The sequence below is a fragment of the Bacillus sp. SLBN-46 genome (assembly GCF_031453555.1).
In the GTDB taxonomy this organism is placed as follows: Bacteria; Bacillota; Bacilli; order Bacillales; family Cytobacillaceae; genus Neobacillus.
Map to the genome: position 1 here is coordinate 2,402,855 of NZ_JAVIZM010000001.1, position 15,004 is coordinate 2,417,858.

Here is a 15,004-nt window from a genome sequence, read left to right on the forward strand (position 1 = left end):
GGGGGATGCTGGTTAATGAATGCGATGATTGGAACTTTTCATCCTTATTTTATTATTATTGCCATCGGATTAACCATAATGGCATCATATACAGCTTTAGATATGTTCACCTTAATCAGGTCGACTGACCAAAATAAAAGACTGCTTTTTCTTGGTGGAACATTTTCTATGGGAATTGGCATATGGATCATGAATTTTATTGGACATATTGCTGCTGATACAAATCGATTCGCTAGTTACCATATTCCACTTACTATTCTTTCTATTTTTATCGGAATTGCATTTACAGGAATGGCGTTCCTTTCGTTTTTTGGAAAATCAATTGGATACTACCATCTAATTGTTGGTAGCACATTTTTAACGTTTGCGGTGCTATCAGTCCAGGTCATTAGTTTATATGCTATGAATGTAAGCATTAAATATAATTTTTCACTATACTTGTTTACGGTATTGTTAATATTTGGATTATTTTTATTTTCCTTTTGGATCCTTTACTCCACAAAAAGCTTTAACAAAAGTAATCAGGTTTGGTTAAAACCATTAAGTGCAATCATTATGTCTGCTTCCATTGCTCAAGGGCATTTTCTTCTAAAACGGGCCACGATTACCACTAGTGAAGTAGTTAGAGAATCAAGTACTGACAGTCCTTTTTTTATTTATTTAGTATTATTTGTTGCGGTTCTAATCATTGGAGGACTCATCATTTCAAGTGCACTAATAAGTAAACAATTAGCTACAACAGATACTAATTTAAAGGATATTAAGGCAGCACTTGACGCTGCAGCCATTGTTGCTATAACTGATCCCCACGGAACTATTATTTATATTAATGATAAATTCGAAGAGATTTCTAAGTACAAAAAGGAAGAGATTCTTGGGAAAAATCACCGGATATTAAATTCAGGATATCATTCAAAGGAATTCTTCAAAAATTTATGGAAAACCATTCATTCAGGCCAAATTTGGCGGGGGGAAATTCGTAATAAAGCAAAGGATGGTTCTTTTTATTGGGTCGATACGACTATTGTTCCGTTCGTGAATTCAAAAGGGAAACCAGTTCAATATATAGCAATTAGATCGGATATCACCAATAGAAAAAAAGCAGAAGAGCATTTAAAAGAAACTATTAAAGAAATTAATGATATAAAATTTGCTTTGGATCAATCCTCTATTGTAGCCTTTACTGATGCAAAAGGAATCATTACAAGTGTCAATGACAAGTTCTGCGAAATATCTAAATACAGCCGTGAAGAAATTATGGGGAGAGACCATAGTATCCTGAATTCTGGATACCATTCTAAAGACTTCTTCAAAAATCTTTGGAGAACTATTGGTGAAGGAAGAGTATGGAAGGGTGAAATCAGGAATAAGGCGAAAGATGGGACGTATTATTGGGTAGACACAACTATTGTTCCGTTTTTAAATGAACATGGCAAGCCCTATCAGTATCTTGCAATTCGAAACGACATTACTGAGAGAAAGAAAACGGAAGAAGTTTTACACCGTCAGGATAAGCTTGCTGCAGTTGGTCAACTGGCTGCTGGAGTTGCACATGAAATTCGAAACCCTCTTACATCCATGAAAGGATATGCTGAATTCTTACAGTTAGATGAGAAAGATCCTGAACGGATGGAATTCCTGAATATTATTCTTGATGAAATTGAAAGGGTCAATACCATTGTTGAAGATTTCATGGTATTAGCAAAACCAAAGGCAGTAGAATTAGAAGAAAAGAATGTTGTTCCTGTCATAAAAAATGTGGTTTCTCTACTTGAATTCGAAGCTAGAAAGAAAAATGTTCACTTGTCCTTTGACTGTAATCAAGAGATTATTCAAATTGAATGTGATGAAAATCGCTTAAAACAAGTATTCTTAAACTTTATTAAAAATGGAATTGAAGCCATGCCGAATGGTGGAGACCTGCATGTTAAGACCATCATTCATGAAAATAATGTGCAAATATCCATTCAAGATTCAGGGGTTGGAATTCCTAAAGAGAAATTAAAGAAGCTAGGGGAGCCATTTTTCACTACGAAAAAGAATGGTAACGGCTTAGGCTTAATGGTTAGTTTCAAGATTATTGAAAGCCATTATGGTAAGGTATTTGTTGAAAGTGAACCTAATAAAGGAACAACCTTTAATATTTTATTACCAGCAAAAACTGCTTAAAACGAGAGGACCCCCTCTCGTTTTTTTATTTCCCTTGATTCCGTCGAAAAAATGCCATAATTTTCGTAAAAAAGAAAGCTACAAATGTAATAAATAGATTAAGATAGTTATATAGGTAATAATGATTGTAAGGGAGGAAAGAACGTGGGGGAACCAAACTTTGTTAAAACAATATGCGGCTATTGTGGTACAGGTTGTGGCTTAGTTCTGGAAGTTCAGGACAATAAAATAATGAAAATACGAGGTGACAAGGATGCACCAGTAAATAAGGGGCAAACATGTGTAAAAGGTGCGTTTGCCTATGAATATGTGCATGCCAAGAATAGGTTAACGTCGCCACTGATCCGTAAAGCAGGGAAGCTGGTGGAAACAACATGGGAAGAAGCCTATCAATATATTGCTAAGAATCTAAATCAAATTAAAGATACTTGGGGCTCAAATGCCATAAGCATGTTTGCATGTGCGAGAAGTACAAATGAATCTAATTTCATTACACAAAAGTTTATGAGGACAGTTATTAATAGTAACAATATTGATGGTTGTAACCGAACGTGACATGCTCCTAGCGTTGCCGGTCTGGCAACTGTTTTTGGAAGCGGTTTCCCTACGAATACACTAGAAGACTTTGATAAGGCAGAAGTTTTACTTTTAATGGGTTCAAACACAACAGAAGCACATCCTATTATTGCCAATCGAATCAAGAAAGCAGTAAAGTCCGGATTAAAGATAATTGTAATAGACCCAAGGAAAATAGATATGGTAAAAGTGGCACATCGTCATTTACAAATCAATGTAGGTTCTGACATTGCTCTTATTAATGCTTTCATACGTGTTATTTTGGAAGAAAGCCTATTTGATCCAACGTTTATTGAGCAGTTTACTGTTGACTTTGAAAAATTAAGGAAACAGGTGGATCTGTACACTCCTGAATATGCTGCTGCAATAACCGGTGTAAAAGCAGAGGATATAATAGCAACCGCTAGAGAATATGCTACATCGAATGGTTCCATGATTGCATATACACTGGGCATTACAGAACACCATTGTGGGGTAAATAATGTATTTGATATTGCGAACTTAGCCTTACTAACAGGTAATATTGGTAAAAAGGGTGCAGGAATTATGCCACTTAGGGGGCAAAATAATGTCCAAGGTGCAGGTGACATGGGATGTTTACCGAACCAATTGACTGGAGCGTTGAGCCTGGCAAATGATGAGTTTAGAGCACGTTTTGAAAAGGAATGGAATGTGGTCCTTAATCCGCAAGCCGGTGACACACAAACACGAACTTTTGACCGGTTAGAGATGGGTGAATTAAAAGCACTCTATGTCATTGGAGAAAATCCAATCCTAGCCGACGTTCATATGAACCATACAAAAGAAATATTTAAAAAACTTGATTTATTAATTGTGCAAGATATTTTCTTAACAGAAACAGCTAAATTAGCTGACGTTGTTTTACCAGCCCGATCATGGGGAGAAGTAGATGGAACCTATACAAATACAGATAGAAGAATTCAACGCGTTCGAAAAGCTGTTGAGGCACACCCTAATACGAAAGAAGACTGGGAAATCCTTTGTGAACTGTCTAGCCTGATGGGCTATTCAATGCACTATGACAATAGTGAGGAAATTTGGAATGAAATAAGAAGGCTGGCATGGGAAATGTACGGTGGAATTTCTTATGAGAGACTAGAAAAAGAGTATAGTCTTCATTATCCTTGTCCTGATGAAGTCCATCCAGGCACATTTGTTATGCATGAGAGGTTCCATCAACAAGACCCTGTGGTGAAAAAAGCACCATTCGTTCCTGTTGACTATACAGAGCCTTTAGAGCTGCCGGATAATGAATATCCATTTACGCTAACGACTGGACGGCGCTATGAGTCATATAATACCCATACTCAAACACGCTATTATGCTACTGGAGTAAAAGTCAAGCAAACAGAAGAGACAGTCGATATACATCCAGATGATGCAAATAGATTAGGAATTTCAGATGGAGAAATTGTTCAGGTTCAATCTCGAAGAGGTGAACTCAAGGTTAAGGCGAAGGTAACCGATCAAGTGGTCCCTGGTCTAGTTTTTATGAGTTTCCACTGGAGTGAAACACCGACAAATGTATTAACCTTAAATGAATATGACCCAATTTCTGGAACAGCTGAATATAAAGCATGTGCTGTTTCTATATCAAAGGTATAAAAAGAATATATTAGTAAAATAGTGCAGGGGCTACCTTGCACTATTATTTTTGTGCGACGGGCAGTCGTACCTTTGCTTAATACAAGCATGAATTTACTGTTAAAGGTTGGGTTATGTTACTTCGGTAATAACAGACCCCGAATCCTGGAAGGTTTATTCTCTCGGAGGTGTAAGTCCTCCCGTAGGCATACTGGTAGAACCTACGAAGACTAATCTAGGGCATTACTGTGAGGTAGTGTTTGAAGGAGATGCGGTAAATCGAGAGACCCGTAGTCGGATGAGCAGACCCAAATGCGAAAGCGTGAAGCACATACGGCAGGATAAGTCGGCGACCGTGCGAAAATAACGGGAAGCCCGAACTTTAAAGCTTCTTAGCCAAAGAACCAGTCGACTAAGGAGGGCTTATCAAGTGATGGTGCTGGGTATGTTCAGAAGGAAAGTGCGATGACCCCGTGAGGTCTCCACTTTAACTTTAGGTGTTGATATATAAGGGAAATCCGAAGTTATCAATACAAGTGGAGAAGTCAGACGCCCTCATAGTACGGAAGTAAGATTGCGACCAAACGTAATCTGAACGGAAGGGGGAGCGACCTCGTGGCTCTACATTTATAAAAGTGTGTAATGATAACAGTATACGTTACCTCGGTAAAAACGTACTGGAAGTGCACAATGAAAGGTGTGGAATAAGCATTGAATCAAGAACTAAAGTTCAAATGGCACAGTGTATATGGACAAATTCTCTTCGATAGAAAGCTAAAAACAGCTTGGGAAAAGGTTAAGAGCAATAATGGGGCTGGAGGTATAGATGGAGAAACAGTCACAAGTTACGCAAGTAACGAAGAAAAGAATCTCAAGCAGTTACTCCAGAAATTAAGACTTAAAGAGTACACCCCGTCACCAGTACGAAGAAAATATATTCCCAAAAAGAACGGAAAACTTCGTCCACTGGGGATACCAAATATTGAAGACCGTATCGTTCAGCAAGCTGTGGTTAATGTACTTGAACCTAAATGTGAAGAACTCATTTTCCATAAATGGTCATGCGGCTATCGTCCAAATCTTGGAGCTAAAAGAGTAATGCAAATCATTACTTGGAATATCGAGAGTGGTTACAATTATATTTACGATTGTGATATTAAGGGATTCTTTGACAATATTCCTCATAAAAAGTTAATGAAGATACTTAATAAATATATAGCTGATGGAACTATACTCGATCTAATTTGGAAATGGCTTAAAGCGGGCTACATGGAAGAAGGAAAGTATCACAAAGTAGACTCAGGAACCCCGCAAGGGGGTGTGATTTCACCATTACTTGCGAATCTCTTTCTAAATGAACTTGATTGGGAACTTGAAACCCATGGAATTCACTTCGTCAGATATGCCGATGATTTCCTCTTATTTGCCAAAACAAAAGAGGAAATTGTGCGTGCAGAATCAATAACAAAACAAAAGCTAGCTGAATTAGGGCTTGAGATCTCCATCGAGAAAACGAAAATCGTCGATTTTAACCATGATGATTTTGATTTCCTTGGATTCACTTTTGAGCACTGGAGGAAAAGGAAGAGAGATGGAAAACCATACTACATAGCTAAACCAAAGGATTCTACATGGAAAGACTTTCGCCAAAAGATAAAGGATAAAACAATGAAATCCCTAACTTTTAGCAAAGAAATGTGGGTTGAACGTGTGAATCAAGTAATACGGGGAAAAGTAAATTACTTTTTAACACTTTGGAATGCGATAAACGAGAATAAAAAGTATGGAAGAGAATTTTCATGTTTCTTCAACGTTTTCAGAGATAACTTATTAGCCATAGATAGCTATATAAGAAGAAGACTAAGAGTAGCAATGATACATGACCATCCAAGTCAAAACAAAGGGCATAAGATGAAAACAAAATGGGGAATAGAGTTCTTTGCGAGGATTGGATTAGTTCCAGCATTTCAATATTATTATGGAAAGCAATATGGACATACCATTGAGGACTACATTCAGTACATGAAGGTAAAACAAGAAAAGAAATATAAAAGAAAACTACAAAGAGCCAAAGAACGTGGAGAGGTTTACTTCACAGCCAAAAGAGTCCAAATGATTAACTGTGCACAGGGTAAAACAAGGTATTCAATGTAACATGTTGGTAAGCCGTATGCCTTAATAGGGCACGTGCGGTTTGATAAGGGGGAAGCCTCGTGAGAGGTTTCCCTACTTTATTTTATAAAAGGTGAAATTAATGCCAGTATAGGAAATAATTTCAAATTTATATGTGGTTCTGATTTCCGGAAATGTTATTGTAATATAACTGCCATCCTTGTAAACGAATTAACATGCCCTTGTTCTTTGTATCAGAAAATTTCATGTTAAGATGATTAAAGTTAGCTGCGAAAGAACATGGGAGGTAAAAAAATGATAAATAAAATTAAAACTTTCATTGCAGTTGTTGCACTCTCAGGAACTGTAGGTGCTAATGTACAAGCTGCAGAATTAACTGTACATGATGGGGATACCTTATGGGATCTTTCTCGAGTACATAATACATCTGTGGAAAACATTCAAAAGTGGAATCACCTTTCTACTGACCTTATTCATCCTGGAGATGTATTAACGATTGCAACTGAAAAGCAATACACAGTGGTGAAGGATGATACACTCTGGGATATTGCAAAGGAATTTCAAGTATCGGTTGCAATGATTAAAGAATGGAATAAATTAAATACTGACCTGATTCATCCAGGGTTACAATTAGTGATCTATGATGAAATAAATAACTTTTCTACTGGGAAGATGGTTGAACCAGCAAAAGCTCCAGTAGTCTCAAAAGCTCCGGAGGTTTCTACTAAAGAATCAAATACTCCAAAGAGCGAGGAGACAAAAGTGGAGGCCACTTCAACAAGTGTTGCTAGTAAACCTGTAGTTCCAGTACCAACAAAAGCCGAGGAAACTTCAAAGGAAATCAACGTTAAGGCTACTGCATATACTGCATCGTGTGAAGGGTGCAGCGGTACTACTGCAACAGGACTCGATTTAAATGCTAACCCTGGTGCCAAGGTAATTGCAGTTGACCCCTCTGTCATTCCACTAGGCAGTAAAGTTCTTGTTGAGGGATACGGTGAAGCGATTGCGTCAGATACAGGTGGAGCAATCAAAGGAAACAGAATTGACGTATTTATCCCTTCAGAAGAAAAAGCACTTGAATGGGGTAGGAAGGAAATAAAAGTTAAAATATTAGACTAAAACAAAAGCTGCCAAATTTGGCAGCTTTTTTGTAGATAAGCAAGTATAAACATTGTCACCTCCACGATCTTGATACTGTGGTATTTTATGCCTCAACCCAATAGAAAGAAGTCCGACCGGTAAATAGAAGAAATTTCTAATGCCCGAGGTAAGGGAAAAAGCTCACGAATGGTAAATAGAAGAAGTTTCTAATGCCCGAGGTAAGGGAAAAAGCTCACGAATGGTAAATAGAAGAAAGTTCTAATGCCCGAGGTAAAGGAAAAAGCTCACGAATGGTAAATAGAAGAAGTTTCTAATGCCCGAGGTAAAGGAAAAAGCTCACGAATGGTAAATAGAAGAAGTTTCTAATGCCCGAGGTAAGGGAAAAAGCTCACGAATGGTAAATAGAGGAAGTTTCTAATGCCCGAGGGAAAGGAAAAAGCTCACGAATGGTAAATAGAAGAAGTTTTTTGACCTAATGGATGATGGGGAACCAATGGCTCCACCAATATTTTTATGTGAAGAGTGTGGTGGGCAAATGTATCAAGGATATTATGAGGGAGTCCATGGCATAAAATACAGATTATCGGATATTCTTTAACAAAAAAAGGACCGGGCGGTTTTGCTAACGGGTTCTGTTACCTATCACAAAACTTAAAAATGTATATGAAAATGACCATTAATTTGTATGTGAATTTGATGGTCATTTTTTATTGATATAACGCTCCAAATCACAAAAATAGGCGTGAAACTGTAGTCAAATTTGTATAACAAATATGTAGGATTACAGAGACTTCTGTTACCTTACATTTTAGACTGCAAAATGCTGTTTTTTTTAATAAAAAACCACGCTTTCCTTTGGTCTTGGCTCTGTTATTATTCATTTTTGATTTTCGTGTAGGTATGAGAATTCATAGGCGGAGAATTTCCGGTTAATGTATAAAAAGGAAGAGTAAGAAGAAGATATAAGCGGAGATATTCCGGTTAACTGCTCTAAATAAGACAAAATCCAAAGATTTTGATCATATAACCGGAAAAACTCCCTTTATTTTTAAGGAAATATGGGTATTTCCCAAGATAAACGGAATTTTTCCGTTTATTTTTCAAAGAAATCCACATCCAGTTGTAACCGAGCCTTGACCTTAAAATGCTCTATACATTAGGTTTAACGGCACTTTGTAATGTTTTTACATAACAAAAAGCCCTGCATTTAGCAGGACAAAATGTATAACAAATAGGAGCACATTTTTAAATGCATTTTTATAAAATGTGACAAGTATCCGAACCCATTACGGTTTTGCCCGTTTTTTTTATTGTAAAAAAACAAGCCGGATTAGCCGGCTTGTTTGACAAGTGTTTTGGCTCCGACTGTTTTTCTTTGGTAGAAGAACCAGTTCAAACCAAATGCAACAACATAGAATCCAATAAAGAAATAGAACGCAGTAACAGGTGTACCAGTCGCCTTAACAGACCATCCAAATAACTTAGGAATAAAGAATGAGCCATATGCTGCAAATGCTGCAGAAAAACCGATTACTGGTGCTGCCTCTTTTGGAATAAAGATGTTTGGAATCATTTGAAACGTTGAGCCTGAGCCGATTCCAGATGCAAGGAAAAGAACTAGGAAAGCAATTAAGAATCCAGCAAATTGCTTGTCATTTAAGAAGTAAATAACACCTGATGCACCAATTCCCATTATTACTAAGACATAAGCCGTTACTTTCGCGCCGCCAATTTTGTCAGCCATCCAGCCGCCCACAGGTCTTGCAGCAGCTGCCACTAATGCCCCAAGGAAGGCAAGTGAAATGTGTTCAGGAAATTGAGACTTTAATAAAAGTGGGAATGCAGCTGAGTAACCAATAAATGAACCAAAGGTAGCTACATAAAGTGCTGTCATAATCCAAGTGTGTTTCCGTTTTACAACTACAAATTGATCAGCAACGGATTGCTTTGCTCCTGGAACATTATCCATTTTAAAGATTGCTAGAAGTGTCATAATGACAATGGGAATCACCCAGATAAACGCCGCGTTTTGTAACCATACTTCTTGACCGTTTGCTAAAACTTGTTTATCGCCAACCAGTGCAAAAGTTCCTGATGTAATAATGAATGGTGTGACAAACTGTACGACAGATACACCCATATTTCCTAAGCCGCCATTAATTCCAAGTGCTGTTCCTTTTTCCTTTTTTGGAAAGAAGAAACTTATGTTTGCTGATGATGATGAAAAACTTCCTCCACCAAGACCACAAAGGGCTGCTAGGAGAAGCATGATTGAAAATGGTGTATCAGGATTTTGGACTGCAAACCCTATACCGATTGCTGGTATGGCTAAGATTGCTGTTGAAATTACTGTCCAGTTTTTACCACCAAAAGACCCAACTGCAAATGTATATACAAACCGAAGTGTCGCACCAACAAGGCCTGGAATAGCAGCAAGTGTGAATAATTGTTCTTCGGTAAAATGGAAGCCAATATCGTTAAGTCTGACAGCTACAACTGACCATATTTGCCATACGATAAATGCAAGCATCAAAGACGGGACGGAGATCCATAAATTTCTTTTTGCATGTTTTTTTCCTTCTGCATTCCAGAACTTTTCATCTTCTGGATTCCAATAATTAATTCGAGCCATGATTGTTTCCTCCTATATGTGCAATCAAAATCATTAACAAATGTCATGTTGTTCCTTGTGTTATTACTATAAGACAGATGGTAACATGATTTTTGTGACGTTCGTCACAAAAATAGTGAAGGAACTGTGAACTCAGCAAGTTTGACAAAAAGTTGTAAAATTTATCACCCAAAACAAAAGAGACCTTCATCTATGAAGATCTCTCTGTTTACCACATATAGTTCCGTTACGATTCTTTTTCTTCATTGAACATACCAACGTAATTTTTTGTTTCCCCTACATCATCTTTAATCGCAGTAATAGTTAACCATTCTTTATAAATCTCATTATTTTTGCGTTTATTCCAAATATATCCTTCCCAAAATCCTTCTGTTTTTTAAACGATTCCACATTTGCTTATAAAATTCATTATCATGTTCTCCGGATTGAAGGACACTAGGTGTTTTCCCAACCACTTCGTCCTCGCTAAAACCTGTAATTCTTGTAAAAGCCGGATTTACGCTCTGAATTATTCCATTTATATCTGTAACGCAAATACCGTCAACAGCATGGTTTACGATTTTTGCAGAAATATCTAGTTTATCCTGATAGTATAGCCAAACAACAATGACTAAACTTGCAAGTGAAAACTCGGAAAGGGACATAAATCCAATTGCGTAATGACCAGTCCAATCAAATAGAATAGTCAGAATGATTGGAGGGAAGAAACCACCTAATCCTCCCATTGCTGCAACAATTCCATTTACTATGCCTGCCTGCTTTGAAAAATAAAATGGTACAAGCTTAAAAATAGCACCATTACCAATGCCGGCGAAAAAAGCAACTAACAAACACCCAAAGGAATAAATAGGTAAGGATGGGGTAAATGACAGTAGAAAACCTGCAAAGGTTAAACTGAAAAAAACCGCCATTAGGATTAGAAAAGGATTAATTTTATCTCCTAGCCATCCGCCTACTGGTCTAAAAAAGGTTGCAAGTGCTATAAAACCGGCTGTACGTAAACCAGCGTCAACTTTATCTAGTTCAAAATGATTGACTAAGAAGGACGGTAAGTAGATAGTGAACGCCACGAAAGAACCGAACGTAATAAAATAAAATAAACTTAAAAACCAAAGTTTAGGATTTTTATAAACTTCTTTCACTTGTTCAGATAAGGAATTGTTTACTTTCTTTTCTTTCCTATCTCCAAAAAAGAAATTGATTACTGTAAAGATTAACATGATAACTAGAAAAATCTTTACGGTAGTTCTCCATCCATACATGTTGGCTAGTACTGGTGCTGAAAAGGAGGTAATTGCGGTGCCGATGTTTCCTGCTCCATAAATTCCATTTATGAAACCATGTCTAGCTTTTTCATAGTATTTAGGAAGAGAAGTAACACCAATGGAAAACACTGCTCCACCGATTCCAAGCATAAAACCACCAAGTATTAACATGAATAATGAATTTGCGTAACTAATAATTGCAATAGGAATCAGTAAAACGATAAAGCTAATAGTGAAAAGAATTCGTGCTCCATAGCGATTGGTCCAATAACCAATTGGAACCCTAAGGAGTGACCCGAGTATAACCGGTACCGCTGTTGCCCAAGCGATTTCCGTGGTTGAGAGTGGTATATCTGCCTTTATATAAGGCATAAGCGAAGATATGAGCACCCAAACCATAAATCCTGCGACAAGACTTCCCGTTTGAATAAAAAGTTGTTTTGTTCCTTGATTCATATTTATCCCCCTTAACTCCTTGCCATTTTATTATTGCCAAAACATACTGTCTACCTTGCATAGTCTTTAGGTATGGAAAAATTTTCTTCAGTATTATAGAACACTTTTTTAAATAATACAGTGAGGTATGACACATAATGTGCAGTTGATAAATAAAATATATTTTGTCATTTTTTGTGTATCTGTGAACAAAGAGCTAAATATTTGGCTCTGTTACACTTGCCTGTCGATTTCCGCTCCAGGCACTTCGCTTTCCGTGGGTGTTTCCGGCGAGCCTCCTCTGCGCTTGCGCCTGCGGGGTCTCCCCTGAACCATACTCCCACAGGAGTCTTCGTGCCTTCCGCTCCAATCAACAGGAGATAAAAATCAACAATCTTCTTTAACACAGCTAAATATTTTATTCTTCCAAGGGTAAAAGTAGTATAAATAACCCATCTACTTTATGTTCTTAGGTTGGGTTCAAGGAGGGATTTGAAAATGGCTAATCAATACGCGGTAATTGGTCTAGGTAGATTTGGAATAAGTATTGCCCAAAAGTTATTTGAATCTGGACAAGAAGTGTTAGGTGTCGATGTAAATGAGGAGCGAGTGGAAGATTCACATTCTTTTGTTACTCATGCTGTTATTGCGGACTCAACAGATGCAGATGCATTAAAATCTATCGGTATACGAAATTTTGATACCGTCGTTGTGGCTATAGGAAACGATATACAAGCAAGCATACTCACCGTTTTACTTTTGAAGGAACTGGGAGTAAAACGGGTAATTGCTAAAGCCTTAAATAAGCTTCATGGACAGGTTTTAGATAAGGTAGGGGCCGATTGGGTTGTGTTTCCTGAGAGAGATATGGGTATGCGGGTTGCCCATCAGTTACTGTCACCTAAGGTACTAAATTTCATTGAAATTTCAAAAAACTATAGTGTTGAAGAAGTGAAAATACCTGAATACATGATTGAAAAAACTTTAAGAGAGCTAGACTTAAGGGCTAGGTTTAATTTAAGCGTAATTGCTATCAGGCATGAAGATGAGATAAATATATCACCATCACCAGATCAGATCATAAATCATGGCGATGTATTAGTAGTGATAGGAGAAAACCGTGATTTAGAAAAATTTGCAAATCTAGAATGATCTTTTATTAAAAACATGGATAAAGAATAAATTTATCCCTGGAGTGTAACTTTTAATGGCCAAATTTCGCCTTATGCATTGAAAGGGGGCGGAATTTTTGCCAGGTCAATTTGAGGAGCTCTATGAAAAATATCATCAGGACCTATTTTCTTTTCTATATTATTTAGTTAATAGCCGTGAACAAGCAGAAGACCTCTTACAGGAAGTATATATACGAATATTCAAATCATATGGGACTTTTCAAGGCAAGAGCAGTGAAAAAACTTGGCTATTCTCTATTGCCCGGCATGTTGCCATTGATTCCTTTCGCAAGAATTCAGGTTGGAAAAAAAGAATTATTAGTTCGTTCGATTGGAATAAAAATGAATTTAAAGATTTAGCACCATTACCTGAGGAAATTTCCCTTCAAAATGAACAAATCCATACCCTTTATTCTTGTTTAGATAAATGTTCTATTGATTATCGATTGGTATTAATTTTGAGATATATCCATTCAATGTCCATTAGTGAAACTGCTGTAGCACTCGAATGGTCAGAGAGCAAAGTAAAGACCACCCAACATCGTGCATTAAAAAAGATAAAGAAATTAATGGAGGAAGTAACGATAGGGGAAAAAGAATTTTGTGACAAACATATATATATTTCCTGAAAAAGCATTCACGTGATTGCTTTTTTATTTTTTTGTAGCTTTCAAACAGCTCAACGGGAATTTTATGGTAATGTAAATATAAATATATACTTTTTAAATTAGAAATGGGAGGGAATGACGTGGACTTTCGAACGGTGGATACAATGGAAAAGCGATTGGAGCTCATGAGAAATCTTTCGAAAAATTTTCTAACAAGGGCACATCAGGTGGATATAGAAGGAAGTTTTCCATATGAAAACATCCAGGAATTAAAAGATGCGGGTTACACAACACTTACAATTCCAGCTAAATATGAGGGAAAAGAAATATCTCTTTATGAATTTATTCGCTTACAAGAAATAATAGCAGAGGGTGACGGTGCCACAGCGCTTTCCATCGGATGGCACATGGGGATAATATTGAATCTTCATGAAAAGAACTCATGGAACGAGAGCATGTTTAAATATCTATGTGAACGTGTAAAAGGTGGTGCTTTAATAAATAGCGCTGCAACTGAACCAAAGACAGGGAGTCCGACTCGTGGTGGTAAACCAGAAACTATGGCAGAAAAAAGAGATCAAAATTGGGTCATTAATGGAAGAAAAACTTTTACCACCATGTCGCCTGTTCTTGATTATTTTATAGTTTCTGCTGCCATAAATGATTCCGATGATATAGGAAATTTTCTAATCCCCCGAGGTACAAATGGAGTGAAAATTGATGAAACGTGGGACAGTATATCCCTTAGGGGAACAGGAAGTCATGATTTAATTCTTGAAGATGTAGTTGTGCCAAAAGAGTTTCTTGTGGAAACATTGGTCATGGAGGGGAAGAGGGCAAACGGGTGGCTTCTCCATATCCCTGCCTGTTACCTTGGTATCGCCAAAGCAGCCAAGCGTTATGCGATTGAATTTGCAAAGGATTATACTCCAAATAGTATTACTGGGGCAATTATAGAATTACCAAACATACAACAAAAAATAGGTGAAATCGAATTACAGTTAATGCAAGCAGAATATTTTCTATATGGAGTAGCTAAACAATGGGATCTTTCAAATGAATCGGAAAGGAGCAAGTTGGGTCCAGCATTAGGAGCAGCCAAATTAACCGTTACTAATACAGCTATTTCAGTGGTTGATTTAGCTATGAGAATAGTCGGTGCAAGAAGCTTGTCAATCAGTAATCCGTTACAAAGGTATTACCGTGATGTTAGAGCAGGACTCCATAATCCGCCTATGGACGATGCAACAATTCAATTACTTGCAAAATACAGTACTTTCGATTAGTAATAAAACCAGCCGTTCT

Annotated in this window: 8 protein-coding genes and 2 pseudogenes; 8 read left to right on the top strand and 2 right to left on the bottom strand. The window is 37.2% G+C overall.

What is annotated here, in order from left to right:
• Positions 1–15 precede the first annotated feature (15 nt).
• From QFZ87_RS12415 to QFZ87_RS12435, 5 genes and pseudogenes are all read left to right on the top strand, one after another.
• Positions 16–2,169 (top strand): PAS domain S-box protein, encoded by a 2,154-nt coding sequence (locus QFZ87_RS12415; RefSeq protein WP_309861701.1) that lies wholly within the window; start codon positions 16–18, stop codon positions 2,167–2,169.
• 144 nt (positions 2,170–2,313) lie between these two features.
• Positions 2,314–2,472, top strand: a pseudogene (locus tag QFZ87_RS24940) (hypothetical protein); the annotation flags it as partial.
• Between the two features lie 6 nt (positions 2,473–2,478).
• On the top strand, positions 2,479–4,371 hold the full coding sequence (fdhF, locus tag QFZ87_RS24945) for a formate dehydrogenase subunit alpha (protein WP_396133963.1): 1,893 nt from the start codon (positions 2,479–2,481) through the stop codon (positions 4,369–4,371).
• 690 nt (positions 4,372–5,061) lie between these two features.
• Positions 5,062–6,504 carry a group II intron reverse transcriptase/maturase gene (gene ltrA / locus QFZ87_RS12430; RefSeq protein ID WP_309861704.1) on the top strand — a complete coding sequence of 481 codons (1,443 nt, stop codon included), beginning with the start codon at positions 5,062–5,064 and terminating at the stop codon, positions 6,502–6,504.
• A gap of 273 nt (positions 6,505–6,777) precedes the next feature.
• Positions 6,778–7,605 carry a 3D domain-containing protein gene (locus tag QFZ87_RS12435; protein ID WP_309861708.1) on the top strand — a complete coding sequence of 276 codons (828 nt, stop codon included), beginning with the start codon at positions 6,778–6,780 and terminating at the stop codon, positions 7,603–7,605.
• 1,312 nt (positions 7,606–8,917) lie between these two features.
• Here the strand turns inward: QFZ87_RS12435 and QFZ87_RS12440 are convergent.
• Together QFZ87_RS12440 and QFZ87_RS12445 are read right to left on the bottom strand one after the other, a co-directional pair.
• Positions 8,918–10,219 (bottom strand): NarK family nitrate/nitrite MFS transporter, encoded by a 1,302-nt coding sequence (locus QFZ87_RS12440; protein ID WP_309861711.1) that lies wholly within the window; start codon positions 10,217–10,219, stop codon positions 8,918–8,920.
• Positions 10,220–10,445: 226 nt separating this feature from the next.
• Positions 10,446–11,940: pseudogene (locus QFZ87_RS12445) on the bottom strand (nitrate/nitrite transporter).
• A 477-nt stretch (positions 11,941–12,417) separates the two neighbouring features.
• Between QFZ87_RS12445 and QFZ87_RS12450 the strand changes: the two are divergent.
• The 3 genes from QFZ87_RS12450 to QFZ87_RS12460 all read left to right on the top strand — a co-directional run bounded on the left by QFZ87_RS12450 (position 12,418) and on the right by QFZ87_RS12460 (position 14,985).
• A complete protein-coding gene (locus tag QFZ87_RS12450; RefSeq protein WP_309861714.1) occupies positions 12,418–13,071 on the top strand; it encodes a potassium channel family protein in 654 nt (217 codons plus the stop codon).
• Between the two features lie 97 nt (positions 13,072–13,168).
• On the top strand, positions 13,169–13,720 hold the full coding sequence (gene sigX / locus QFZ87_RS12455) for an RNA polymerase sigma factor SigX (protein ID WP_309861717.1): 552 nt from the start codon (positions 13,169–13,171) through the stop codon (positions 13,718–13,720).
• 119 nt (positions 13,721–13,839) lie between these two features.
• Positions 13,840–14,985 carry an acyl-CoA dehydrogenase family protein gene (locus QFZ87_RS12460; RefSeq protein WP_309861720.1) on the top strand — a complete coding sequence of 382 codons (1,146 nt, stop codon included), beginning with the start codon at positions 13,840–13,842 and terminating at the stop codon, positions 14,983–14,985.
• Positions 14,986–15,004 lie beyond the last annotated feature (19 nt).

Coding starts and splice junctions, on each gene's coding strand:
- QFZ87_RS12415 (WP_309861701.1), top strand. CDS start 16: ATGAATGCGATGATTGGAACTTTTCATCCTTATTTTATTATTATTGCC.
- QFZ87_RS12435 (WP_309861708.1), top strand. CDS start 6,778: ATGATAAATAAAATTAAAACTTTCATTGCAGTTGTTGCACTCTCAGGA.
- QFZ87_RS12440 (WP_309861711.1), bottom strand. CDS start 10,219: ATGGCTCGAATTAATTATTGGAATCCAGAAGATGAAAAGTTCTGGAAT.
- QFZ87_RS12450 (WP_309861714.1), top strand. CDS start 12,418: ATGGCTAATCAATACGCGGTAATTGGTCTAGGTAGATTTGGAATAAGT.